This is a genomic window from Caballeronia sp. LZ003 (genome assembly GCF_031451465.1).
Taxonomy (GTDB): Bacteria; Pseudomonadota; Gammaproteobacteria; order Burkholderiales; family Burkholderiaceae; genus Caballeronia.
This window is the reverse complement of record NZ_JARUXJ010000001.1, coordinates 2,868,363-2,891,156: the sequence shown is the minus strand read 5'-3', so window position 1 is coordinate 2,891,156 and position 22,794 is coordinate 2,868,363. Positions and strand designations below refer to the sequence as shown.

Sequence of the window (22,794 nt, the reverse complement as noted above, 5' to 3'; positions counted from 1 at the left end):
TTACCGGTCAGCCTTATCGGTGTAACGAGCCGAGGGTATTGAAAAGGAAAACCTATGCAAACCAGTTTGTTGAAGCCCAAGATCATTGCAGTTGAATCGCTTGGCGAGAGCCATGCGAAAGTGGTTATGGAGCCGTTCGAACGCGGCTATGGCCACACCTTGGGCAACGCGCTTCGGCGCGTGCTGTTGTCGTCGATGGTGGGCTACGCGCCGACCGAAGTGACGATTGCAGGCGTAGTGCACGAATACTCGACGCTCGACGGTGTGCAAGAGGATGTGGTCAACCTGCTGTTGAACCTGAAGGGCGTCGTCTTCAAGCTGCATAACCGCGACGAAGTCACGGTGACGCTGCGCAAGGAAGGCGAAGGCCTCGTCACGGCTGGCGATATCGAACTCGCGCATGATTGCGAGGTCATCAATCCCGGTCACGTGATTGCCCATCTCTCGAAGGGCGGCAAGCTCGACGTCCAGATCAAGATTGAAAAGGGCCGTGGCTACGTGCCGGGCAACGTGCGTCGTTATGGCGAGGAATCGGCCAAGATCATCGGTCGTATCGTGCTTGACGCGTCGTTCTCGCCGGTTCGCCGCGTGAGCTATGCCGTGGAAAGCGCGCGTGTCGAACAGCGTACCGACCTCGACAAGCTCGTGATGAACATCGAAACCAACGGCGTGATCTCGCCGGAGGAAGCGATCCGTCAATCGGCGCGCATTCTGGTCGATCAGTTGTCGGTCTTCGCAGCGCTGGAAGGCACGGAAGCGGCAGCGGAAGCGCCGTCGCGTGCGCCGCAGATCGATCCGATCCTGCTGCGCCCGGTGGATGACCTGGAACTCACGGTTCGCTCGGCGAACTGTCTGAAGGCCGAAAACATCTACTACATCGGCGATCTTATCCAGCGTACGGAAAACGAACTGCTGAAGACGCCGAATCTGGGCCGCAAGTCGCTGAACGAAATCAAGGAAGTCTTGGCTTCGCGCGGTCTGACGCTCGGCATGAAGCTCGAAAACTGGCCGCCGGCTGGTCTCGACAAGTAAGCGAAAGAGTCAATCGCGTTACTGGCAAAGACGCGGATTTTGCTTTAAAATCCGCGTCTTGCTTTTTCTTCGACCGGCCCGTGCGCCACTTTAGAGCGCAATAGAAGAGCTGGATCAAAACTCGTTTAAGGAACTGAAATGCGCCATAAGCATGGTTTGCGGAAACTGAACCGCACGAGCAGCCACCGTCTGGCAATGCTCCGTAATATGTCGAACTCGCTGATCGAGCACGAAGTCATCAAGACGACGCTGCCGAAAGCCAAGGAACTGCGCAAGGTTGTCGAGCCGCTCATCACGCTCGGCAAGAAGCCGTCGCTGGCAAATCGTCGTCTGGCGTTCAATCGCCTGCGCGATCGTGACTCCGTCGCAAAGCTGTTCGACGTCCTCGGCCCGCGTTACGCAAGCCGTCCGGGTGGCTACCTCAGCATCCTGAAGTTTGGTTTCCGAGTTGGCGACAACGCACCGATGGCGTTGGTTCAACTGATGGACCGCCCGGAAGTCGAAGAAACCGAAGAAGTTCAGGAAGCTGAATAAATTCGGTTGGTGGTGAACGAAAAGGTCAAGCGTAGCTTGGCCTTTTTGCATTGTGGGCTTCGGAGTCGTTGCGGTCGTCGAAGTAAGCGGAGTGCTACGATAAGGCCCGATCCACAAGTCTCACGTGCCGCGCCGCACCGGAGCCCGAAGTGAATGTCCCTGTCGTCCTTATGCTGACCACCGTTCCGGATGCACACGCTGCCGACACATTGGCGCAAGCGGTGCTCGAGGCGCGCCTGGCTGCGTGCGTGACGAGGCTCGGCGAAGTGCAATCGCAATATCACTGGAAGGGCGCACTGGAGACATCGCGGGAAGTGCAGTTGCTCTTCAAGACGAGCCTTGCGTGCAGCGCCGAATTGCAGCGCTTCGTCGCGGCGGCGCATCCTTATGAAACGCCCGAAATTCTTGTCTGGCAGGCCGATGCATCGCCGGGATATGGACAATGGGTCAATGCAGAAACGCAGCGTCCTCTTCATGTTTGATCTTCCTCGTCTCGTTTTGCGTTGGCTGATGATGGCCGCGACGCTCGCCTTTCTGCCTTTGGCGATAAACGCCGCGCACGCCGCGGACGACTTCCTCGATCCCGCCGTCGCCTTCAAGTTCAGTGCGTCCGAACAGCCGGGCGAAGTGGACGTGCGTTATAAGATCGCCGATGGCTACTACATGTATCGCGAGCGCTTTGCCTTTGCGGTCAAAAGCGGCGAGGCGATTATCGGCGCGGCGCAACTGCCCGCCGGCAAGGTTCATTTCGACCAGACATTCAACAAGGACGTCGAAACCTATCGCGGCGAACTACTCATCCGCATCCCGGTGACTCAGGCAAAGGGGCCGTTCGAGCTATCGGTGACGTCGCAAGGTTGCGCGGATCAGGGCATCTGCTATCCGCCGATGGAGCGCGTTTATCGCGTCAAGGGCGACGCGTTGCAAGCTGCGAGTGCCAGTTCTGCGACGTCTCCAGCGACAAACACTGCGTCGTCCCAATCCTGGTTCGAACGCGCGACGAGCGCCGACTACGCGCAGTCGATGCTCGAAGGCGGCGGCTTCTTCGCTGTGGTCGGCTTGTACTTTCTGGCGGGCATGGTGTTGAGCTTGTTGCCTTGCTCGTATCCGATGATCCCGATTCTTTCCGCGATCATCGTCGGCGAAGGCGCGCGCGTCACGCGCACGCGTGGCTTTGCGCTGTCGGTGTCCTACGTCGTCGGCATGGCGCTTGTCTATACCGCGCTTGGGATTGCCGCAGCGCTCGTCGGTCAAAGCCTCGGCGCGTGGCTGCAAAACCCGTGGGTGCTGGGCGCGTTCGGCATCCTGCTCGCGGTTTTCGCGATCGCGCTGATCTCGGGAGTCGATATCGCGTTGCCGGAGCGCTGGCAAAGCGGCGTCAACGAGGCGTCTCAGAAACGCGGCGGCGGTAAGTTCGCGGCGGTCGCCGTGATGGGCGCGTTGTCGGCGCTCGTCGTCGGCGCGTGCATGACCGCGCCGCTTTTCGCCGTGCTCGCGTTTGTCGCGCACACGGGCAACGCCGTGCTCGGCGGGGCCGCGCTGTTCGCCATGGGTATCGGGCTTGGTGTGCCGTTGCTGATCATCGGTCTCGGCGCGGGGTCGGTGCTGCCGCGAGCGGGCGCCTGGATGGACGGCGTGAAGGTGTTTTTCGGCGTCGCGTTGCTTGCGGCCGCTTTGTGGATCGTGTGGCCGGTCATCGGTGGCGTCGCGCAAATGTTGCTCGCCGCGCTTTGGCTGCTGGTCGCGGCGGCATCGCTCGGCCTATTTGCGTCGGGCGCGATCGCGCCGGTCAACGTCTGGAAGCGGCTGGGGCGCGGCCTGGGCGCCGCGTTTGCCATCTGGGCGGCGGCGTTGCTGGTCGGTCTCGCGGCGGGATCGACGGATGCATTGCGCCCGCTAGCCGTACTAGCCGCGCGCGGCGGCAGCAATGCAGGCGCGACGGCACGAGCATCGGGGCCGATCTTCGCGCCGGTCAAGTCAGCGACGGAACTGGATTCGGCGGTGAAATCGGCGGCACGTCCCGCCATGCTCGACTTTTATGCCGACTGGTGCGTGTCCTGCAAGGAAATGGAGAACCTGACTTTCTCCGACGCCCGTGTTCAGGCGCGTCTCGCGCAACTCAATCTGTTGCGTGCGGACGTGACCGCGAACAACACCGATGATCAGACCTTGCTCAAGCGCTTCAAGCTGTTCGGCCCGCCCGGCATCATCTTTTTCGATGCGCAAGGCAACGAGGTCGCGCGCGTGGTTGGCTATGAATCCGCGGATACGTTTTTGAAAAGCCTCGATAAAGTCAGTCCGGCGAACGGATGACGAAGGGCGATGCATTGCGCACCGCCCTGAAACGACTTATTTCGACGCCCGCAAAATCTTCGCGGCATCCAGCGCGAAATAGGTCAAGACGCCATCCGCGCCCGCGCGTTTGAACGCGAGCAGCGCTTCCATCATCGTCTTGTCGTGATCGAGCCAGCCGTTTTGCGCGGCGGCCTTGATCATCGCGTACTCGCCGCTCACCTGATAGGCGTACGTCGGAAAGCGGAACTCGTCCTTCACGCGCCGCACAATGTCGAGATACGGCATGCCGGGCTTGACCATCACCATGTCCGCGCCTTCCTCGATGTCCATGCGCACTTCGCGCATCGCCTCATCCGAGTTCGCCGGGTCCATTTGATACGTCATCTTGTTGCCCTTGCCGAGATTCGCGGCGGAGCCGACGGCATCGCGGAACGGGCCGTAGAACGCCGATGCGAATTTCGCCGCGTAAGCCATGATGCGCGTGTGGATGTGGCCGTCGCTTTCCAGCATCTCGCGGATGGCGCCGATGCGCCCGTCCATCATGTCCGACGGCGCCACGATATCCACGCCTGCTTCCGCCTGGGTGCGCGCCTGATCGACGAGAATCTCGCTCGTTTCGTCGTTCTTCACGTAGCCTTCTTCATCGAGCACGCCGTCCTGGCCGTGACTCGTGTACGGGTCGAGTGCGACATCGGTGAGTACGCCGAGCGTCGGGAAGTTCTTCTTCAGTTCGCGCACGGCACGCGGAATCAGACCTTCGGGATTGATCGCCTCGCGTCCATCCGGTGTTTTCAGCGACGGTTCGATTGCCGGAAAGAGCGAGATCACGGGCACGCCCAGTTCGACGCACTGCTCGGCCACGCTCATCAACAAGTCGACGGACGTGCGCTCGACGCCGGGCATCGACGGCACGGCATGCCGCACGTTGGTGCCTTCGACGATGAACACGGGATAAATCAGATCGTTCGTGGTGAGGATGTTCTCGCGCATCAGACGGCGTGAGAAGTCATCGCGGCGCATGCGGCGCGGGCGATGATGGGGATAGAAACTCATGACTTGGCTCGGTTTGAAGTGCTTCGGGGACGAGGATGAAAACGCGCTTCGAAAATGCTCGAAGCCTTGCCGGGCAAGCGCTCGGAGCGGTCCGGAAACGTTTTGAGACAATGGTATATCATACCGATCGAGTAAGGCGCTTCGCGCTGAACTCCCCGCTTCTCCTCCCTGAGCGGGTGCCTGTCGTTATTCGATCAGGCTGTTAACCCGCCGTCATGCGGCGGGTTTTTTTCATGCCGCACGCGATAATTATCACTCCGCGAAGTCTTCCGAAGCCGCTTGCTTAGGCGCGAGCCAGCCTTCAATAAGCTCATGCGCTTCTTCCAGTCCCGTGCGCTTGAGCGCTGAAAAAAGCTGCACGCTCAATTCACCGCGATAGCCCGCATCCTTGTACTCGCCGAATGCTTTTTTCGTCGCGCGCAGGGCGTTGGTCATCTCCTGTCGCGTCAATTTGTCGCATTTGGTGAGCAGCGCGTGAATGGGCTTACCGGTGGGCGCGAACCAGTCGATCATGATCTGGTCGAGCTCGGTGAGCGGACGACGCGAGTCCATCATCAGGATCATGCCGCGTAATTGAGCGCGGCTTTGCAGATACGTCGAAAGCAATTGCTGCCAGTGCGCCTTTGCCGCGCCTGGCACTTCGGCATAGCCGTAACCCGGAAGGTCGACCAGAAAGCCGGTCGGTTCGTCTTCAGGCCCGACGGAGAAGTAGTTGATGTGCTGCGTGCGTCCGGGCGTCTTGCTGGCGAACGCGAGCCGCTTCTGATTGCAGAGCACATTGATCGCAGTGGACTTGCCTGCGTTGGAACGGCCGCCGAAAGCGATTTCAGGTTGCGGCGTCGGCGGCAGATCACGAAGGTGATTGACAGTGGTGAAGAAGCGAGCTTGATGGAGCAGAAATGGCATTTGGCGGGTCGACTGAGAGAGCTGCGAAAACATGAAGCCTTGAGAACCCGGCAAATACTGGGCATGCCCCGACTGGCGTCTTTGCGTGTAGCGGGTTATTGTACAATACGACGGTTTTTTAAAGATCCGCACGGGCACGGAAGACCCGGGTTGCAAGCGCACCCACAATGGAGCGAGACAGTTTTAAGGGCGTCTTTTGAGCCCTTTCGTTCGGGTCATGTTGTGGCCGTTCCCGGTTTGCCGCCGTCGTTTTTTGCAGAACCTCACATTCTCACAAGACGAAAAACAGGGTACGCGAATGAACCGACTGTACAGGTCTCTGATGTTGATTCAGGCAGCGGCGGCTTTCGGTGGATTGATAACAGCATCAGCAAACGCGGCAGAGCCCGCGCAACCGGCAAAGCCGGATGTGGCCCGAGGTCAGGCCATTGCAACCCAGGTGTGCGCGGCGTGTCATGCGGCGGATGGCAACAGCGCTGGCGCGGCGTTTCCCAAGCTCGCGGGCCAGCACGCCGAATACATCGTCAAGCAGTTGAAGGATTACAAGACGCAGCCGGGAGCCAAGGCGCCGGCGCGTAACAATCCGATCATGGCGGGCATTGCGGGCGCGTTGTCGGATCAGGACATGATCAACGTCGCCGCATACTTTACGTCGCAGAAGGCCAAGCCCAACTTCGCGCGCGACAAGAACGACGTTGTGCTCGGGCAGAGGATTTATCGCGGCGGCATCGCGGACAAGGGTGTGCCGGCGTGCGCGGCGTGCCACGGCGCTACAGGCATGGGTATCCCGGTGCAATATCCGCGGCTGTCGTGGCAGTGGGGCGATTACACGGTGGCGCAGTTGAATGCATTCGCGCAAGGCACGCGTAACAATAGCGAGCCCATGCATGCCATCTCCTCCCGTTTGAGCGAAACGGAGATGAAAGCGGTGGCGGATTACATCGCCGGTTTGCATTGATCCGGGCAGGGCATGCGTTCTTCGGCATCGAACCCGGTAATCGTCGATACTGAGTTGCCCCAAGCGTTGCCCGTAAGTTGCCACTGAGCAAACATTAAGCAGCCGGTCCAACGAGGCCGGCGCGAAAACAAGAAAAGGGTGGGACGTCGGTCGACGAGACCGCTCGCGTCGCCACCCTTTTTTGCTGTCAGTCGGAGTTTGAATGAGCGTCACCACATCGGGATTGCAGTCGAAGTCGAGCCGTCGCGCGGTCAGGCATTTTGTCGAACTCGTGAGTTCGATGCGCTTCGCCATCGCCTTGCTGGTCGTACTGGCCATAGCAAGCATTATCGGCACGGTGCTTACGCAAGACGACCCGTACCCCAACTACGTCAATCAGTTCGGCCCGTTCTGGGCGGACATCTTCCGCGGCATCAGCATCTACACCGTGTACAGCGCGTGGTGGTTCATGCTGATCCTGATCTTTCTCGTGATTTCGGTCTCGCTATGCGTCATTCGCAACGGCCCGAAAATGATCGCGGACCTCAAGAGCTGGAAGGATCGCGTTCACGAAGGCGGCTTGCGCGCATTTCATCACAAGGGTGAATTCGTGGTCAGCGCGGATCGCGCGCAGACGGCCGCCACGCTCGAACGTCTTTCCGCAAAGATGGGTTATCGCTTTGTCGCGCGTCAGATTGACGCAGGCTCGACGCTCATCGCGGGCAAGCGCGGCGCGCTCACGAAGATCGGCTACATCTCGGCGCATCTGGCTATCGTCATCATTTGCGTCGGCGGGCTGCTCGACAGCAATCTGCCCATCAAGCTGCAGATGTGGCTCTTCAACAAGACGCCCATTCAGACCAACGCGGTCATCAACGACATTCCGGCGGAGCATCGCCTGTCCGTGTCGAATCCGACGTTTCGCGGTTACGCGTGGGTCCCGGAAGGTCAATACGTCGGCACGGCAATCTTGAATCAGCAGGACGGCTCGATTATTCAGGACTTGCCGTTCTCGATTCAACTCGACAAATTCATCGTCGATTACTACTCGACCGGCATGCCGAAGCTGTTCGCGAGCGACATCGTGGTGATCGACCACAAGACCGGCAAGCGCATTCCGGCGCGCGTCGAGGTGAACAAGCCGTTCACGTACGACGGCGTGTCGATCTATCAGTCGAGTTTTCAGGATGGCGGCTCGAAGATGCAGATGACCGCCTGGCCCATGAGCGGCGGCAGCGCGAAAACCACGCCCTTCAACGGTACGATCGGCGGCACTGCGCCCGTGAATCAGCAGATTGCCGGTGCGCAAGGCCAAACGGTCGAATTCACCGATTTCCGCGCAATCAACGTCGAAAACATGACGGACGGCAACGGTGCGCCGGACGCACGCGGCGTCGGCAAGAAGGAAACCTTGCGCGATGCGTTCGACGAGCGCCTCGGCTCCGGCGCAAAGACGTCGAAGCCGACGGATCTGCGCAATATCGGCCCATCGGTGCAGTACAAGGTGCGCGGCACGGACGGTCAGGCGCGCGAGTACAGCAACTACATGTTGCCGGTCGATGTCAGCGGTCAGCGGATGTTCCTCGCCGGCATGCGCCTGAGCCCGAGCGATCCGTTCCGCTACTTGCGCATTCCTGCCGACGAGCAAGGCACGGTGAAGGAATGGATGAATCTGCGCGCCGCGCTTGCCACGCCCGCGACGCGCATCGAGGCTGCGCACCGGTTCGCGCAGCGTTCCGTGCCCCAGGAAAACGGCGATTTGCAGAAGCACCTGGACGAAAGCGCGATCCGCGTGCTGAATCTTTTCGCCGGCTCGGATGAATCGGGCAACGGGTCCACGAATCCGCAAATGAGCGGCGGATTTCAGAGTATCGCGGCGTTCATCGATCGTTCGGTGCCGAAGGGCGAGCAAGAAAAGGCCGCCGGTTTGCTCATGCGCATGCTGGAAGGCGCAATGTGGGACGTCTGGCAGATTTCCCGCGAACAAAACGGCGAGCCGGCCGCAAAAGTGGACGAGAAAAACAGCGCCTTCGTTCAGTCTTCCATCAACGCGCTTTCCGACAGCTTTCTGTACGGATCGCCGGTATTTTTGCAGCTCGACACGTTCAAACAGGTGCAAGCATCGGTATTCCAGCTGACGCGCGCACCGGGCAAAAAAGTGGTGTATCTTGGCAGCCTGCTGCTCGTGCTCGGCATTTTCTCGATGTTTTACGTGCGTGAACGCCGGCTCTGGTTCTGGCTCAAAGATTCAGGGCAAGGCGGTGCGAGCGTTTTGATGGCAATGTCCACGGCGCGCCGCACGCTCGATTTCGAGAAGGAATTCGAGCGTACGCGCGCGACGGTCGCGGCGGCGCTCGGCACCACGCCAATCGATCCGGCGGCGCAGCATCCGTCGAAAGCATCGGCGACGCAAACACACGAGCCATCCGCGGCCTCCGGCTCGGAAGTATCAACACGGTAAGATCATGGACCTCTCTCAGACCTCCTCCCACGCGCAGCCCAAGACGCAACGTCCGGCATCATCGTCGTCGGGCCTGCCCGATGTCGCCGTTTTCGACGATCGTCCGTTCCTCAAACGCCTGGGCGCAATCGACTGGCTGTTCGCCATCGCGATGGTCGCGGGCGCGGGCTTCGCGCTCAACCGCTATCACACGTTCATGGACGTGTACGACATGGCGGTGCTGGTCGCCGCGGTGCCGACCTTCGTCGTGCTCGGCTGGCGCTGGAAACCGGCGCGGCTGCTCATCGCGACGATCGCGGTCATGTCGCTGTTCTCGATCCAGCTCTACCAGCACGACCTCGCGCGCGCCGAAACCAACTTCTTCCTCAAATACTTCCTGTCGAGCCAATCCGCGATTCTATGGATGAGCGCGCTCTTCATCCTGGCGACGCTCTTTTACTGGATCGGCCTCGTGTCGCGCTCGCAGACGGGCGGCGCAATCGGCTCGCGCATGACGTGGGTCGCGGTGCTCATGGGCTTCACGGGCCTGATGGTGCGCTGGTACGAGTCGTACATGATCGGCGCGGATGTCGGACACATTCCCATCTCGAACCTGTACGAAGTGTTCGTACTGTTTTGCCTCATCACGTCACTGTTCTATCTCTACTACGAACAGCATTACGCGACGCGTCAGATGGGCGCGTTCGTGCTGCTCGTGATCAGCGCGGCGGTCGGCTTCCTGATGTGGTATTCGATTGCCCGCGACGCGCAGCAGATTCAGCCGCTCGTGCCCGCGCTGCAAAGCTGGTGGATGAAGATTCACGTACCGGCGAACTTCATCGGCTACGGCAGTTTCGCGCTTTCCGCGATGGTTTCCCTCGCGTATCTGGCTAAGCAGCGCGGCTTTTTGGCCGACCGTCTGCCGTCGCTGGAAGTGCTCGACGACGTGATGTACAAGTCCATTGCGGTCGGTTTCGCGTTCTTCACCATCGCGACCATTCTCGGCGCGCTGTGGGCCGCCGAAGCGTGGGGCGGCTACTGGAGCTGGGACCCGAAGGAAACGTGGGCGCTGATCGTCTGGCTGAACTACGCGGCATGGCTGCACATGCGGTTGATGAAGGGCCTGCGCGGCGCGGCGGCGGCGTGGTGGGCGCTGACGGGATTGATCGTCACGACCTTCGCGTTTCTGGGCGTCAACATGTTCCTTTCGGGACTGCACAGTTACGGCAAGCTCTGATCTCGCGCCATCGAAAGAAGAGAAACCGCCATGCGTCGCGCTGGCGGTTTTTTTTTGCCTTGTGATGGAATAGCGGCATCCGGTTTGCTGTTTGCACGTATATGAATGGATGGGCGGCGTATCCAATGCCGCGCAAGCAAAGGGAGTATGGCTCCATGTGGATCAGACGTAATCGCGCGCTTTACGGTGACGATATCGCCGCGCACGAAATCACGCCGCGCGATGTGTTCGAGAATCGGCGGCGTGCGCTGCGTTCGATCGGCGCGCTGGCGGCGACTGGCTTGACTGGCGTGAGCGGCATCGCGAATGCGGCGTTTACATCGCCGGATGCGAAGGGCCAGAAACTCGCGGCGAAGGCGAATCCGAAGTTCATCGCGCTCGACAAGGCGACGTCGCTCAAGGACATCACGAGCTACAACAACTTCTACGAGTTCGGCACCGACAAGGGCGATCCCGCCGAACACGCGGGCACGTTGCGGCCGAGGCCGTGGAAAGTGTCGGTCGAAGGCGCGATCAAGAATCCGAAAACCTACGACATCGACGAGCTTCTGAAGCTCGCGCCACTCGAAGAACGTTTGTATCGCCTGCGATGCGTCGAAGGCTGGTCGATGGTCATTCCGTGGATCGGCGTCTCGCTGTCCGAGCTCATCAAGCGCGCGGAACCCACGGGCAGCGCGAAGTACGTGCAGTTCGTCACGCTTGCCGATCCTTCGCAGATGCCGGGTCTTTCGACGCCGATCCTCGAATGGCCGTATTCCGAAGGCCTGCGCATGGACGAAGCGATGAATCCGCTCACCTTGCTCACCGTCGGCTTGTATGGCGAAGTGCTGCCGAATCAGAACGGCGCGCCGGTGCGTATCGTCGTGCCGTGGAAATACGGCTTCAAGAGCGCGAAGTCGCTGGTCAAGATTCGCTTCGTCGAAAAGCAGCCGCCGACGAGCTGGAATCTATACGCGCCGACGGAATACGGCTTCTATTCGAACGTGAATCCTGGCGTGGATCATCCGCGCTGGAGTCAGGCGACGGAGCGGCGTATTGGCGAGGACGGTTTCTTTGCGCCCAAGCGCAAGACGCTCATGTTCAACGGATATGGCGATCAGGTTGCGTCGCTCTATCAGGGCATGGACCTCAAGAAAAATTTCTGAACGATGCCCACTGCATCCGAACTCAAGCGATCGCAAACGCGCGCGAGCGTGCGGTCCGGGCCGCGCTGGATCGCGCCCGCAAAAGTGATCGTGTTCATCGCGGCGCTCTATCCGCTGGCGCGCATTGTGTTGCTCGGCGTCATGGGTGGACTGGGCGCGAATCCGATCGAGTTCATCACGCGTTCGACCGGCCTCTGGACACTCGTCTATCTCTGCATCACGCTCGCCATCACGCCGGTGCGCCGGCTCACGGGCGTGACGGCGCTCGTGCGCTTTCGCCGCATGATCGGCCTTTACGCGTTCTTCTTCGCCGTGCTGCACTTCACGACATACATTTGGTTCGATAAGTGGTTCGATGTCGCCGCGATGTTGAAGGACATCGGCAAGCGGCCGTTCATCACCGTGGGCTTCGCCGCGTTCGTGTTGCTGATACCGCTCGCGGTGACATCGCCGAAAGCGATGGTCCGCAAGCTCGGCCGCCGCTGGCAGATGCTGCATCGGATCATCTATCTCGTCGCCATTCTGGCCATCCTGCATTTCTGGTGGATGAAGGCCGGCAAGCACGATTTCGCCTTGCCGAAGATTTACGGCGCAATCGTGATCGTGTTGCTGGGCTGGCGGCTGATCGCGTGGCTCAAAGGACGAATCGAGCGACGCCGGTTGAGCGCATAAAAAAAGCGATGCCACGGCATCGCTTTTTTGGCTCACGGCATGAAGATTCAGTCTGGCAAAATGGATTCGCCCGCGAACAACTGCTTCACTTCTTCGCGTTCGCGCACCACGCGCGCGCGTTCGCCATCGACCATGATTTCAGCGGCGCGCGCACGCGTGTTGTAGTTCGAGCTCATCACGAAGCCATACGCTCCCGCCGAAAGAATGGCGAGCAAGTCGCCTTGCTCGACGGCCAGCTCACGATCGCGTCCGAGCCAGTCGCCGCTTTCGCAAACCGGGCCGACGACATCGTATAAACGCGCGCTTGCCTTGCGTTCGATGACCGGCACGATGCGATGAAACGCCTCGTACATGGCGGGACGCGCGAGGTCGTTCATCGCGGCATCGACGATAGCGAAGTTCTTCTCTTCACCCGGCTTCAGATACTCGACGCGCGTTAGCAGCACGCCCGCATTGCCGACGAGCGAGCGTCCCGGCTCGAAATACACTTCGCGCTGACCGTGGCCGCGCTCTTCGAAATGCGCGAGCAACGTGCGCACGAAGTCGCCGATATCCGGCGGCGTTTCGTCATCGTACGTAATGCCGAGACCGCCGCCGACATCCACGTGACGAATGCTCATGCCGTCGGACTCGATCTGTTCGACGAGGTCGAGCAGCTTGTCGACGGCATCGAGATACGGGCTCACTTCGGTGATCTGCGAACCGATATGACAGTCGATACCCACGACATCGAGATTCGCCATGTCACGCGCTTCACGATACGTCGCGCGCGCGTCGCCGAAGGCCACGCCGAACTTGTTCGACTTCAAACCGGTGGAGATGTACGGATGCGTTTTGGCATCGACATCGGGATTCACGCGCAGCGACACGGGCGCCTTCTTGCCAAGCGACTTCGCGACTTCGTTGAGCGCGTGCAACTCGGGAATGGACTCAACGTTGAAGCACTTCACGCCCGCTTCGAGCGCCTCGCGCATCTCGGCCGCGCTCTTGCCGACGCCCGAGAAAACCGTGTTGGAAGCCTTGCCGCCCGCGGCCAGCACACGCGCCAGTTCGCCCGACGACACGATGTCGAAGCCCGCGCCCAAACGCTCGAACACGTTGAGCACCGCGAGATTGCTGTTGGCTTTGACCGCGACGTGCACCGTTGCCTTTCGGCCCGCGCAGGCATCGGCGTAAGCGCGATAGGCGCGCGTCAGTGCATCGCGCGAATAGACGTAAAGCGGCGTGCCGAACTGTTCCGCGAGCGACGCGGCGGGGACGCCTTCGACGTGCAACGCGCCGTCGACGTAGTGGAATGCGGAATCGTTCATGCGTGGAGTCGGATGTACGCGGCTTGGTGCGCGGGAGGCTTAGGTCAGTACCCGGCGGGCGCCGGTTTCAGAGTGGTGTCCGGCGAAAGCGACAGCGGCGCGCCGGAGGTATCGGGAATGTCGCCAGTCTCGCTCGCAGCCGATGCAGCGCTTGCCTTGTCGACGGAAGCGGAAGGCGGCGTATCCTGAAGGTCGCTAGGACGCTGCGGCAGTGGCGGGACAGTGGGAAGATAGAGCGGACCACGTTGTCCACAACCGCCGAGTGCGAGTGTTGCCGCGGCGCTCATGCTCAAAGCCGCTACAATCGCGCTCATCCTGAAAACGACTCGCATGACCGTCCCTGTACCATTGAATCGATGGAGTTTAGCATGACAGACCAGGAATACCTGAGCTTGGCAGAGGCCGCGCTGACGGCCATCGAACGTGCTGTGGATCGGGCTGAAGCCGATATCGAATTCGAGCGTAGCGGCAATGTGCTCACGCTGGAATTCGAGAACCGCACGAAGGTGATCGTCAATCTTCAGCCGCCGAAACACGAGATCTGGCTAGCCGCGAAGGCGGGCGGTTTTCACTACAAATACGTGGATGGCGCCTGGCGCGACACACGCGACAACAGCGAGTTTTTCGCCACGCTCACGAAGTATTCGACCGAACAGGCGGGCGAGCCCGTTCGCTTTTCAGCGAAGTAAGGCGCGCCCGGCAAGGAACGTCACTGTCCCTTGAACAGATTCATGATGTCCTGCTTTTCCTGCTCGCCGGCTGCGGGCGCCGGAGCGGTGTCGCCTGACACGCGCGCTGCCGACGACGCCTGACTCACGCCGATTGTCGCGATGAAGCCGTGGCCCGGCGTCATGTCGTCGAAGTACAGTTCGCCACCGAGCGAGGTCACGTCGGGCGGCGTCATCGGCTTGTACTCGGGCAAGCCCTTCAGGGCGCGCGTCATGTAATCCATCCACACGGGCAGTGCGAGACCGCCGCCCGTTTCCTTGTCGCCGAGCGTGCGCGGATTGTCATAGCCGATCCACGCAATCGCCACGAGCGAACGCTGATAGCCCGCGAACCAGGCATCGCGCGAATCGTTCGTCGTGCCGGTCTTGCCTGCGAGGTCGGTGCGCTTCAACTGATTCGTCTTGGCCGCCGTGCCGTGCTGCGCGACGCTTTGCAAAAGGCTATTCATCACGAACGCGTTGCGCGGCGTGATGGCAAGCGGCGCGCTTTGCTGCGCGACGAGCGGTTGCGGATGCGAAACGACCGCGCCGTATGGGTCGGTGATATCGGCGATCAGATACGGATTCACGCGATACCCGCCATTGGCGAACACCGCGTAGCCCGTCGCCATCTGCAGCGGCGTGACGAGACCCGCGCCGAGCGCCATCGGCAAATACGCGGGGTGCCGGTCCGCGTCGAAGCCGAAGCGCGTGATGTACTGCTGCGCGTACTTCGTGCCGATGGTGTTCAAAATGCGGATGGACACCATGTTCTTCGATCTCTGCAGCGCGGAGCGCATGGTCATGGGTCCGTCGAAGCCGCCGCCGTAGTTCTTCGGCTCCCACGCCTGACCGCCGGTTTCGGCGGCGGTGAAGAAGAGCGGACCATCGTTGATGATGGTCGCGGGCGACAAGCCTTTTTCCAGCGACGCCGAATAGATGAACGGCTTGAAGCTCGATCCCGGCTGACGCCACGCTTGCGTCACGTGATTGAACTTGTTCTTGTTGAAGTCGAAACCGCCCACGAGCGCGCGAATGGCGCCGTCCTGCGGCACGAGCGAGATCAGCGCGCCTTCCACTTGCGGCAACTGCGTGATGATCCACTCGCCGTCGTCGTTCTTCATGAGCCGCACGATCGCGCCAGGACGAATGCGGGCATTGGGCTGTGCGCGCGTGGAGAGCGCATTGGAGACGAAGCGCAGATCGGCGCCGTTGATGGTCGCCACGTTGCCGTCGATGAGGCTCGCCTTCACTTCCTTCGTGCTCGCCGACGTGACCACCGCCGCGACGATCTCGCCGTTGTCCGGATGCTCGGCAAGCGCGTCGTCGATAGCCTGCTCGCGGTCGTCCGCATTCGCGGGCAGATCGATGAAACCCTCGGGCCCGCGATATCCATGCCGGCGTTCGTAGTCCATCAGCCCCTTGCGTACCGCGCGGTAGGCGGCGTCCTGATCGGCGGAATCGATCGTGGTCACGACATTCAGACCGCGCGTGTACGCCTCTTCCTTGTACTGCGCGTACATCATCTGCCGCACCATTTCCGCGACGTATTCGGCATGCACGCTGAACTCGCGGCCTTGTCCCTTCACGACGAGCGGCTGATTCTTCGCCTGGTCGTATTCGTCCTGCGTGATGAAGTTGAGTTCGCGCATGCGCTGAAGGATGTACTCCTGCCTCACCTTCGCGCGCTTCGGATTCACGACCGGGTTATAGGCCGACGGCGCCTTTGGCAGACCGGCGAGCATGGCGGCTTCCGCGAGCGAGATGTCCTTCAGATCCTTGCCGAAGTACACCCGGGCGGCGCTCGCAAAACCATACGCGCGCTGTCCGAGATAGATCTGATTCATATAGACCTCGAGAATCTGATCTTTCGTCAGCGCGCGCTCGATCTTGTAAGCGAGCAGCATCTCGTAGATCTTGCGCGTGTAGGTCTTCTCGCTCGACAGGAAGAAGTTGCGCGCGACCTGCATGGTGATCGTGCTTGCGCCCTGTGACGCGTGACCGTTCGACAGCGCCACCGTGCCCGCGCGCAGGATGCCGGTGAGATCGACGCCGCCGTGGTCGTAGAAACGCGAGTCCTCGATGGCGAGCACCGCTTTCTTGAGATGGTCCGGCACATCGCGAATGCGCACGACGCTGCGCCGCTCTTCGCCGAATTCGCCGATCAGCACGTGATCCGCCGTATAGATGCGCAGCGGCACCTTCGGCTTGTAGTCAGTGAGCGCATCGAGCGAAGGCAGGTTCGGCATCGCGACGACGAGCGCATACCCGAGCACGAGCGCCGCGCAAACGATTAGCGCGAAAAAGCTGATGACAAGCGCGGAAAGCAGCCGCAAATACCACGGTCGCCTGGTCGTCTGACCTTCGGGCGGTTTGGATGGCGGGTTGGTCGGGGAAGAGGATTGCATGGCACCACCAAAAAACAGTCTCGGGATTATAGCCGTCCGGGTTTCGAGCCTTTCTTAAGACTTGCGACGAATCGCGGGCGTGCTTCGGTCCCGTTTCTCCTGCTTCGGAACTTCGTCCCTTCAAGATACGCGGGATCGTGCGGATAAGCACCTCTGAAACGCGCCGAACACACGCGTTAGCCATTTGGCTGAATGTTCGAAAGACGCGCGGCTCACCACAATTCTTCTCGTGCAAGCGCTCGAAAGGTTCGGCGCGCAAGAGACGATGGAGTGAGTCATGAACAAGGCCTTATTGACAGTTACGCGCCGCTTTGCAGCGGGTATCGATGTGAGCGAAAGCGCGGTGCGAATAGTGGTGCTCAGCAAGCGCGTGCGTTCGCCCTCGGCGGTGTGCGTCGAGCATATCGATTGGGTGGCGCTCGAACCGGGCGCGGTGATCGACGGCGAGTTCGTCGATCGCGCCGCCGTGATCGCGGCGCTCTGCGATACGGTCGAGCGCTTGCCGCAGAACGGCGTGTCGCGCGCGCTGCGTTGCGCAATGGGCTTGCCGTCGTCCGCGACGCTCACCACGCGCGTGCCGCTCACGGCGTTGCTGGAGACGCGCGATGCGCCCGCGCTCGTGGCGGACGGCGATCCGCGCGGCGTGCTCGAACCCGCCGTGCTCGCGGAGGCCGAGCGCATCTCGGGCATCGAACGCGGCGCGCTCGCGGTGGACTGGTCAGTCGAAACACCGGAGGACGGCCGCGCGCAAGTCGCGATTGCCGCCACTGCGCGCCGGCATGTCGAGGCGCGCGTCGAAACGGCGGCTGCGGCGGGAATCGCGCTGTCCGCCATCGACGGCGAACCGGCGGCCGCCATGCGCGCAATGCGTCATTCCGGCAAGGTGGAGCTCGGTCCGGATGCGCGCTTCATGTTTTGCTGGCTCGAAAAGACGGGGCTGCACGGCTGGGTCGCCGGCGCTCACGGCGTCGAGTCCAAAGTGCGGTATCCGGCGCCCGAGCATTCATGTCTCGCCGACGCGCTCCGCGATCTCGCCGGCACCGATGCGCCGCTCGACTGCGTGTACGTCGGCGGCGAAGCGGACCTGATGGCGCAGGCCGCGCTGCCACTTCCCGCGCTGGCGAAGATGTTCGGCTGCCCGGCGCTGCCGTTCGAGTGCGCGCCGTATTGCAATGGCGTGGCGGGCATCGATGCGTCGCTCAAACATTCGCCGCTCTTCGCGGTAGCGTTCGGTCTGGCGTTGCGCGAGGTGCTGCAATGAGCGGCGCGAGCGTGGTCGAAGGCTTCAACCTGCTTCCTTACCGCTTGCGCAAGCGCCGCGAGATGCGCCGTCAGCGGCTCGCGATTCTCGCGGCGGCGAGTCTTGCCGGATGCGCGGCGGTCGGCGCGGTCGCGGGCTGGGATGCCTTGCAGCGCGCGCGTCTGGATGAGCGGCGTCTCGCGCTGGAAGCGTCGCTACGGACATCGGGCGCGCAGCTCGAAGAGCACGCACGGCTCACGCGTGCCGAAGCCGATCGGCGGCGCGCGCGCCAAAACGCGCAACCGCTTGCCGCGCCGCGCGACCGTTTTCTCGCGCTTCTCGACGCGCTGGCTGACGCGCCCCGGCAACCCGGCGTCGAGCTGCAACGCGTCTCGCAACGGACCGACGAAGTCGAACTCGCGGCGCTCGCACCCGATTCGCAAGCGGCGGCGAACTGGCTCAAGCGTCTGGAGGACGTGCGCGACGTGCAGTCGGTGGAAGTGATCGAGATGAAGCGGCGGCCAACCACGCCGGCGCCGGCGAGGCGCGATGCCGTATCGAACGTCGAACGCTACGAATTCACGGCGCTGGTGCGCTACGCACGCAAAACCGCGGCGGCGGCAAAGACCGCGCAACCCGCGCTCGCCGTCCGCCGCACGACCAACACCGCTCACGGGAGCAGTCAATGAACACGATGTCCCTCAACGATGCCGGCCGTCTGCGCTCAGTCGCGGCCTTCCATGAATGGCCGCTTCGATGGACGCTCTGCGGCGCGATGCTTCTCGCGGCGATCATCTGCGTCATCGGTGTGCAGGGCTGGCGCGCGGCCGGTCTGATCGATCTCGATGCAAGCCACGCGGCGCTCTCCGCCGCGCAGGAGAAAGCGGGCCAACTGCGCGGTATCGAGGCGCAATTGCCCGATCTGCGCAAACGCGTGGCGGCGGGCGGTCTGAACCCCGAACACTGGACTGCCGCCGATGCGCTGCACGCCGTAGCCAGTCTCGCCGCGCAAAGCGGGTTGCACGTAACGGAGATCGAGCCGCTTCAGACGAAACTCGCCGAGGTCCAGGCGCCGCGCGCGCTCCGGTTTCGCGCGGAAGGCGGCTTTGCCGAGATGAAGCGGTTCGTCGAGGCGCTCGCGGGTTTGCCGCGTCTCGTCATAGCGGAAGGCGTGCAAATCCGGCGGCAGACGGGTGTACTTTCCATCGATACGACCTTGCGCATCCACGGTGATCTTCCGGCCGTGCCGCTGCCCGAACCGGCGCGCACGAACGCCTTCGTCATCGATCCGTTCGGCAAGGAAAGCGCCGGTGGCTTTTCGCGCAGCGCGGACTTGCTGCTCGTCGGGACGCTTCTCGGACGTCATCGCGCGATGGCGCTGATGCAGAGCAGCGAGGGCGTTGGCGACTTCCGGCCCGGCGAGAAGATCGGAGACGAATGGCTCGGACGCGTGCGGCCGCGCGCGGTCGAGCTCGCGAGTGACGACGGCGCTTCGCGCACGCTGAGTTTCGCGGAGGATCGCAAATGATCGCGCCACCAACTTTTCGTCTCAAGAGGCTCGTTCTGGCGCTGGCGCTCCTTTTCGCGTCGCACGCGGTCTGGGCCGAAGCCGATCAAAGCGAACCCATTGCGCCTTTGCCGCCGTTGCCCGCGGGCTACGAGACCTTGCCGACCGACCAGTTCGCCATCGATACGAGCGCGCCGCCCGCGCTCTTGTCGCCGCCCGTCGCGCAGAGTGCGGAGCCCGTGGCTGCCGCGATGTCATCGACGGAAACGAGCGAGGCGCTCGAAGGCCCGCCCGTGCCGATGCCGCAGCCCGAACGTCTGAGCACGCAATCGCCCGGCAGCGCCGACGACGGCAAGCCGATCACGCTCGATCTCAAGAACGCCGACCTGGGCGCCGCGCTGCATGCGTTTGCGCGCTTCAGCGGGCTCAATATCATCGCGAGCGACAAGGTGCGCGGCCAGGTGTCGATCAATCTCGTCGCCGTGCCGTGGCGCCGCGCGTTCGACACGCTGCTCGACGTGAACGGCCTCGCCATGGAGCAGCACGGCAACGTGATCTGGGTCGCGCCGCTCGCGGAACTCGCCGCACGCGAGAAGCTGCGCTACGAGACGCACGCGCGCGCCGCCGATCTCGAACCGCTCGCGAGCCGCACGTTCGTGCTGCGCTATCCGCGCGCGGAAGACGTCCGCAAGCTGCTGACAGGCTCCGGGAGCCAGCGCGTGCTGTCCAAACGCGGCTCCGCCATGGCCGACACGCGCACCAATCTGCTCTTCGTGACGGACCTCGACGCGCGCGTAAAGCAAATCGCCGAACTCGTCGCGCAGATCGACAAGCCCACGCCGCAAGTCGTGATTGAAGCGAAGATCCTGGAAGGCGAGGCGGGCATTTCGCGCACGCTTGGCGTCAAGCTGGGCGTCGCGGGCATGAACGACCCGGCGCGCGGTCTCTCGGGCGGAAAGGACGGTGTCGTGTACGATTTATCGGCGCGGCCGATCAACGGTTTCGACGCCGCCACGGCCGGACTCACGCTGTTCGCGGCTCAGGCCACACGGCTTCTGAACATCGAACTGAGCGCGCTCGAAGCCGAGGGACGCGGTCAGATAGTCTCCCGGCCGCGTGTGGTGACGGCTGACCGCGCGAAGGCGCTGGTCGAGCAGGGCACGGAGCTGCCGTATCAGGCGAAAGTGGGCAACGGCGTTTCCGGCGTGCAGTTTCGGCGCGCGGCGCTCAAACTGGAGGTCGAGCCGCAGATTACCCCGCACGGGCACGTCATTCTTGATCTCGATGTTGCGAAAGACAGCGTCGGCGAGCAGACCGACGCGGGTCCGGCCATCAACACCAAGCACGTCCAGACGCGCGTGGAGGTCGAGGACGGCGGCACGGTGGCGATCGGCGGCATCTACTCGGAAGACGAGCGCAACGACGTCACGGGCGTGCCCGGACTGTCGAAGCTGCCGTGGCTCGGCTGGCTGTTTCGCCATGACGCGCGCCGCAGCTCGCGCAACGAGCTGGTGATCCTGATTACGCCGCACGTCATTGCTTCGAGTGGATGAAGGCGGAAAGAAGCGGAAAGCGGGGCCGCGAGCGGGCGGCCCGACTCGACAAAGCGGGCTATTTGCCCTTAAGCTGCCGCACGAACAAAATTCGATTGACTTGAAGGAAACCGAGTTGCAGGAAGGGCACGCGAACGCGAACATCTTTTTCGTCGGACTCATGGGGGCGGGTAAAACCACCGTGGGCCGCGCGGTTGCGCGCCGCTTGCAGCGCTCATTCATCGATTCGGATCAGGAAATCGAGGCGCGCACCGGCGCGCGCATCCCGGTGATCTGGGAGCTCGAAGGCGAGGCGGGTTTTCGTCAGCGCGAAGCCAACGTTATCGACGAGCTGTCGCAAAAGAGCGGTATCGTGCTCGCTACGGGCGGCGGTGCGGTGCTGCGTCCGGAGAATCGCGAACATCTGAAGAATCGCGGCGTCGTCATCTATCTGCGTGCAAATCCGCACGATCTCTGGCAGCGCACGCGGCGCGACAAGAACCGGCCGCTTTTGCAGACCGACGATCCGCGCGGCAAGCTGGAAGCGCTCTTTCAGACGCGTGATCCGCTCTACAACGAGTGCGCGCATTTCGTCGTGGAAACCGGCCGACCTACCGTCAACGCGCTCGTCAACATGGTCCTGATGCAACTGGAGGTGGCCGGCGTCATCAAACCGGCTCAGTCATAATGTCCGTCATGATTTCCCCCTCGCTTACCGTCGACGTCGAACTGGGCGAACGCGCCTATCCCATTCATATCGGTGCGGGCCTCATCGGTCGCACGGAGCTTTTCGCGCCGCATATCAAGGGCGCGTCGGTCGCCATCGTCACCAACTCCACCGTCGACCCGCTCTACGGCGACGAACTCCGTGCCGCACTCGCCACGCTCGGCAAGAAGGTAACGACCGTCGTGCTGCCGGATGGCGAAGCGCACAAGAACTGGGAAACGCTCAACACGATCTTCGACGCGCTCCTCAGCGAACGCTCCGACCGCAAGACCACGCTGATCGCACTCGGCGGCGGCGTGGTGGGCGACATGACCGGCTTCGCGGCGGCATCGTATATGCGCGGCGTGCCGTTCATTCAAGTGCCGACCACTTTGCTCTCGCAAGTGGATTCATCGGTGGGCGGCAAGACGGGCATCAATCATCCGCTCGGCAAGAACATGATCGGCGCGTTTTATCAGCCGCAAGCGGTGATCGCGGACATCGGCGCTTTGCGCACGCTGCCGGACCGTGAACTCGCTGCGGGACTCGCGGAAGTCATCAAGACGGCGGCAATCGCGGACGCCGAGTTCTTCGAGTGGATCGAAGCAAACATCGCGAAGCTGAACGACCGCGACGAAGAAGCGCTTGCTCACGCGGTCAAGCGTTCGTGCGAGATCAAGGCGTCGGTGGTGGCATCGGACGAACGCGAAGGCGGACGCCGCGCAATTCTCAACTTCGGTCATACCTTCGGGCATGCCATCGAAGCGGGCCTGGGCTACGGCGAATGGCTGCACGGCGAAGCGGTGGGTTGCGGCATGGTGATGGCGGCGGATCTTTCCGTGCGCCTCGGCAAACTGGATGAGCCCGCGCGCAAGCGTCTCGTGCGCGTGATCGAAGCCGCGAAGCTGCCGGTCGTGGCGCCCACGCTTGGCGCGGCGCGTTATATCGATCTGATGAAGGTCGACAAGAAAGCCGAAGCTGGCGAGATCAAGTTCATTTTGCTGACCCGCTTCGGCGAGGTCGAAATAGCAAAGGCGCCCGACCACGCCGTGCGCGAGACGCTCGCCGCAAGCGTCTGAGTATTGGATCGGCGCCGACCTGGCGGCAATGCCGGAGACAACCGGAACCACGAC

General features: G+C 62.2%; 21 protein-coding genes. 16 read left to right on the top strand and 5 right to left on the bottom strand.

Annotated elements, in window-relative coordinates; translation table 11 throughout:
* The first annotated feature begins 54 nt into the window (after window positions 1–54).
* From QCE79_RS13055 to dsbD, 4 genes are all read left to right on the top strand, one after another.
* Window positions 55–1,032 carry a DNA-directed RNA polymerase subunit alpha gene (locus QCE79_RS13055; RefSeq protein WP_244826424.1) on the top strand — a complete coding sequence of 326 codons (978 nt, stop codon included), beginning with the start codon at window positions 55–57 and terminating at the stop codon, window positions 1,030–1,032.
* 138 nt (window positions 1,033–1,170) lie between these two features.
* A complete protein-coding gene (gene rplQ, locus QCE79_RS13050) occupies window positions 1,171–1,566 on the top strand; it encodes a 50S ribosomal protein L17 (protein ID WP_016346459.1) in 396 nt (131 codons plus the stop codon).
* A 149-nt stretch (window positions 1,567–1,715) separates the two neighbouring features.
* Window positions 1,716–2,048: a divalent-cation tolerance protein CutA gene (gene cutA / locus QCE79_RS13045; RefSeq protein ID WP_309844639.1), complete on the top strand. Its 333-nt coding sequence runs from the start codon at window positions 1,716–1,718 to the stop codon at window positions 2,046–2,048.
* Window positions 2,041–3,879 (top strand): protein-disulfide reductase DsbD, encoded by a 1,839-nt coding sequence (gene dsbD / locus QCE79_RS13040; RefSeq protein WP_309844636.1) that lies wholly within the window; start codon window positions 2,041–2,043, stop codon window positions 3,877–3,879. The genes cutA and dsbD overlap by 8 nt, the downstream gene beginning before the upstream one ends.
* 36 nt (window positions 3,880–3,915) lie before the next feature.
* Here the strand turns inward: dsbD and hemB are convergent, their stop codons facing one another.
* A complete protein-coding gene (hemB, locus tag QCE79_RS13035; protein ID WP_244826421.1) occupies window positions 3,916–4,914 on the bottom strand; it encodes a porphobilinogen synthase in 999 nt (332 codons plus the stop codon).
* 252 nt (window positions 4,915–5,166) lie between these two features.
* Window positions 5,167–5,820 (bottom strand): ribosome biogenesis GTP-binding protein YihA/YsxC, encoded by a 654-nt coding sequence (gene yihA, locus QCE79_RS13030; RefSeq protein WP_250465869.1) that lies wholly within the window; start codon window positions 5,818–5,820, stop codon window positions 5,167–5,169.
* Between the two features lie 298 nt (window positions 5,821–6,118).
* Between yihA and QCE79_RS13025 the strand changes: the two genes are divergently transcribed.
* From QCE79_RS13025 to msrQ, 5 genes are all read left to right on the top strand, one after another.
* Window positions 6,119–6,778, top strand: a complete 660-nt coding sequence (locus QCE79_RS13025; RefSeq protein WP_309844632.1) for a c-type cytochrome — start codon at window positions 6,119–6,121, stop codon at window positions 6,776–6,778.
* A 202-nt stretch (window positions 6,779–6,980) separates the two neighbouring features.
* Entirely contained in the window at window positions 6,981–9,218 is a 2,238-nt protein-coding gene (locus tag QCE79_RS13020) for a cytochrome c biogenesis protein ResB (protein WP_309844629.1), read from the top strand.
* A gap of 4 nt (window positions 9,219–9,222) precedes the next feature.
* Window positions 9,223–10,434 (top strand): c-type cytochrome biogenesis protein CcsB, encoded by a 1,212-nt coding sequence (gene ccsB, locus QCE79_RS13015; RefSeq protein ID WP_309844627.1) that lies wholly within the window; start codon window positions 9,223–9,225, stop codon window positions 10,432–10,434.
* A 155-nt stretch (window positions 10,435–10,589) separates the two neighbouring features.
* Window positions 10,590–11,579, top strand: coding sequence for a protein-methionine-sulfoxide reductase catalytic subunit MsrP (gene msrP, locus QCE79_RS13010; RefSeq protein WP_250509580.1), 990 nt, complete (start codon window positions 10,590–10,592; stop codon window positions 11,577–11,579).
* A 3-nt stretch (window positions 11,580–11,582) separates the two neighbouring features.
* Window positions 11,583–12,251 carry a protein-methionine-sulfoxide reductase heme-binding subunit MsrQ gene (gene msrQ / locus QCE79_RS13005; RefSeq protein WP_309844623.1) on the top strand — a complete coding sequence of 223 codons (669 nt, stop codon included), beginning with the start codon at window positions 11,583–11,585 and terminating at the stop codon, window positions 12,249–12,251.
* Window positions 12,252–12,298: 47 nt separating this feature from the next.
* On the opposite strand, the gene lysA is transcribed toward msrQ, so the two are convergent.
* Window positions 12,299–13,561 (bottom strand): diaminopimelate decarboxylase, encoded by a 1,263-nt coding sequence (gene lysA, locus QCE79_RS13000; protein WP_309844620.1) that lies wholly within the window; start codon window positions 13,559–13,561, stop codon window positions 12,299–12,301.
* Window positions 13,562–13,605: 44 nt separating this feature from the next.
* A complete protein-coding gene (locus QCE79_RS12995; RefSeq protein WP_244826414.1) occupies window positions 13,606–13,893 on the bottom strand; it encodes an LPS translocon maturation chaperone LptM in 288 nt (95 codons plus the stop codon).
* 36 nt (window positions 13,894–13,929) lie between these two features.
* Between QCE79_RS12995 and cyaY the strand changes: the two genes are divergently transcribed.
* Complete coding sequence (gene cyaY / locus QCE79_RS12990) at window positions 13,930–14,250, top strand: iron donor protein CyaY (protein WP_244826413.1); 321 nt, start codon at window positions 13,930–13,932, stop codon at window positions 14,248–14,250.
* Window positions 14,251–14,270: 20 nt separating this feature from the next.
* Here cyaY and QCE79_RS12985 read toward each other — a convergent pair whose 3' ends face one another.
* Window positions 14,271–16,676, bottom strand: a complete 2,406-nt coding sequence (locus tag QCE79_RS12985; RefSeq protein ID WP_309844618.1) for a penicillin-binding protein 1A — start codon at window positions 16,674–16,676, stop codon at window positions 14,271–14,273.
* Window positions 16,677–16,953: 277 nt separating this feature from the next.
* Here QCE79_RS12985 and pilM point away from each other — a divergent pair, with 277 nt between their 5' ends.
* From pilM to aroB, 6 genes are all read left to right on the top strand, one after another.
* Window positions 16,954–17,937, top strand: a complete 984-nt coding sequence (gene pilM, locus QCE79_RS12980; RefSeq protein ID WP_309844616.1) for a pilus assembly protein PilM — start codon at window positions 16,954–16,956, stop codon at window positions 17,935–17,937.
* Window positions 17,934–18,605 carry a PilN domain-containing protein gene (locus QCE79_RS12975; RefSeq protein WP_250465850.1) on the top strand — a complete coding sequence of 224 codons (672 nt, stop codon included), beginning with the start codon at window positions 17,934–17,936 and terminating at the stop codon, window positions 18,603–18,605. Before pilM ends, QCE79_RS12975 begins: the two co-directional genes overlap by 4 nt.
* Entirely contained in the window at window positions 18,602–19,444 is an 843-nt protein-coding gene (gene pilO, locus QCE79_RS12970; RefSeq protein ID WP_309844613.1) for a type 4a pilus biogenesis protein PilO, read from the top strand. Before QCE79_RS12975 ends, pilO begins: the two co-directional genes overlap by 4 nt.
* Window positions 19,441–20,976: a type IV pilus secretin PilQ gene (locus QCE79_RS12965; RefSeq protein WP_309844611.1), complete on the top strand. Its 1,536-nt coding sequence runs from the start codon at window positions 19,441–19,443 to the stop codon at window positions 20,974–20,976. The genes pilO and QCE79_RS12965 overlap by 4 nt, the downstream gene beginning before the upstream one ends.
* Before the next feature lie 160 nt (window positions 20,977–21,136).
* The gene (locus QCE79_RS12960; RefSeq protein ID WP_244828131.1) at window positions 21,137–21,643 is read left to right on the top strand and encodes a shikimate kinase; all 507 of its coding nucleotides are present in this window, start codon (window positions 21,137–21,139) and stop codon (window positions 21,641–21,643) included.
* 8 nt (window positions 21,644–21,651) lie between these two features.
* Window positions 21,652–22,740, top strand: a complete 1,089-nt coding sequence (aroB, locus tag QCE79_RS12955; protein WP_309844609.1) for a 3-dehydroquinate synthase — start codon at window positions 21,652–21,654, stop codon at window positions 22,738–22,740.
* The last annotated feature ends 54 nt before the right edge of the window (window positions 22,741–22,794 follow it).

What these genes read in the sequence shown, in the direction of transcription:
- QCE79_RS13020 (WP_309844629.1), top strand. Translation starts at nt 6,981, where the DNA reads ATGAGCGTCACCACATCGGGATTGCAGTCGAAGTCGAGCCGTCGCGCG.
- pilM (WP_309844616.1), top strand. Translation starts at nt 16,954, where the DNA reads ATGAACAAGGCCTTATTGACAGTTACGCGCCGCTTTGCAGCGGGTATC.
- pilO (WP_309844613.1), top strand. Translation starts at nt 18,602, where the DNA reads ATGAACACGATGTCCCTCAACGATGCCGGCCGTCTGCGCTCAGTCGCG.
- QCE79_RS12995 (WP_244826414.1), bottom strand. Translation starts at nt 13,893, where the DNA reads ATGCGAGTCGTTTTCAGGATGAGCGCGATTGTAGCGGCTTTGAGCATG.
- QCE79_RS12960 (WP_244828131.1), top strand. Translation starts at nt 21,137, where the DNA reads ATGGGGGCGGGTAAAACCACCGTGGGCCGCGCGGTTGCGCGCCGCTTG.
- dsbD (WP_309844636.1), top strand. Translation starts at nt 2,041, where the DNA reads ATGTTTGATCTTCCTCGTCTCGTTTTGCGTTGGCTGATGATGGCCGCG.
- QCE79_RS12975 (WP_250465850.1), top strand. Translation starts at nt 17,934, where the DNA reads ATGAGCGGCGCGAGCGTGGTCGAAGGCTTCAACCTGCTTCCTTACCGC.
- QCE79_RS12985 (WP_309844618.1), bottom strand. Translation starts at nt 16,676, where the DNA reads ATGCAATCCTCTTCCCCGACCAACCCGCCATCCAAACCGCCCGAAGGT.
- rplQ (WP_016346459.1), top strand. Translation starts at nt 1,171, where the DNA reads ATGCGCCATAAGCATGGTTTGCGGAAACTGAACCGCACGAGCAGCCAC.
- yihA (WP_250465869.1), bottom strand. Translation starts at nt 5,820, where the DNA reads ATGCCATTTCTGCTCCATCAAGCTCGCTTCTTCACCACTGTCAATCAC.
- ccsB (WP_309844627.1), top strand. Translation starts at nt 9,223, where the DNA reads ATGGACCTCTCTCAGACCTCCTCCCACGCGCAGCCCAAGACGCAACGT.
- aroB (WP_309844609.1), top strand. Translation starts at nt 21,652, where the DNA reads ATGATTTCCCCCTCGCTTACCGTCGACGTCGAACTGGGCGAACGCGCC.
- lysA (WP_309844620.1), bottom strand. Translation starts at nt 13,561, where the DNA reads ATGAACGATTCCGCATTCCACTACGTCGACGGCGCGTTGCACGTCGAA.
- QCE79_RS13025 (WP_309844632.1), top strand. Translation starts at nt 6,119, where the DNA reads ATGAACCGACTGTACAGGTCTCTGATGTTGATTCAGGCAGCGGCGGCT.
- QCE79_RS12965 (WP_309844611.1), top strand. Translation starts at nt 19,441, where the DNA reads ATGATCGCGCCACCAACTTTTCGTCTCAAGAGGCTCGTTCTGGCGCTG.
- cyaY (WP_244826413.1), top strand. Translation starts at nt 13,930, where the DNA reads ATGACAGACCAGGAATACCTGAGCTTGGCAGAGGCCGCGCTGACGGCC.
- QCE79_RS13055 (WP_244826424.1), top strand. Translation starts at nt 55, where the DNA reads ATGCAAACCAGTTTGTTGAAGCCCAAGATCATTGCAGTTGAATCGCTT.
- msrQ (WP_309844623.1), top strand. Translation starts at nt 11,583, where the DNA reads ATGCCCACTGCATCCGAACTCAAGCGATCGCAAACGCGCGCGAGCGTG.
- hemB (WP_244826421.1), bottom strand. Translation starts at nt 4,914, where the DNA reads ATGAGTTTCTATCCCCATCATCGCCCGCGCCGCATGCGCCGCGATGAC.
- msrP (WP_250509580.1), top strand. Translation starts at nt 10,590, where the DNA reads ATGTGGATCAGACGTAATCGCGCGCTTTACGGTGACGATATCGCCGCG.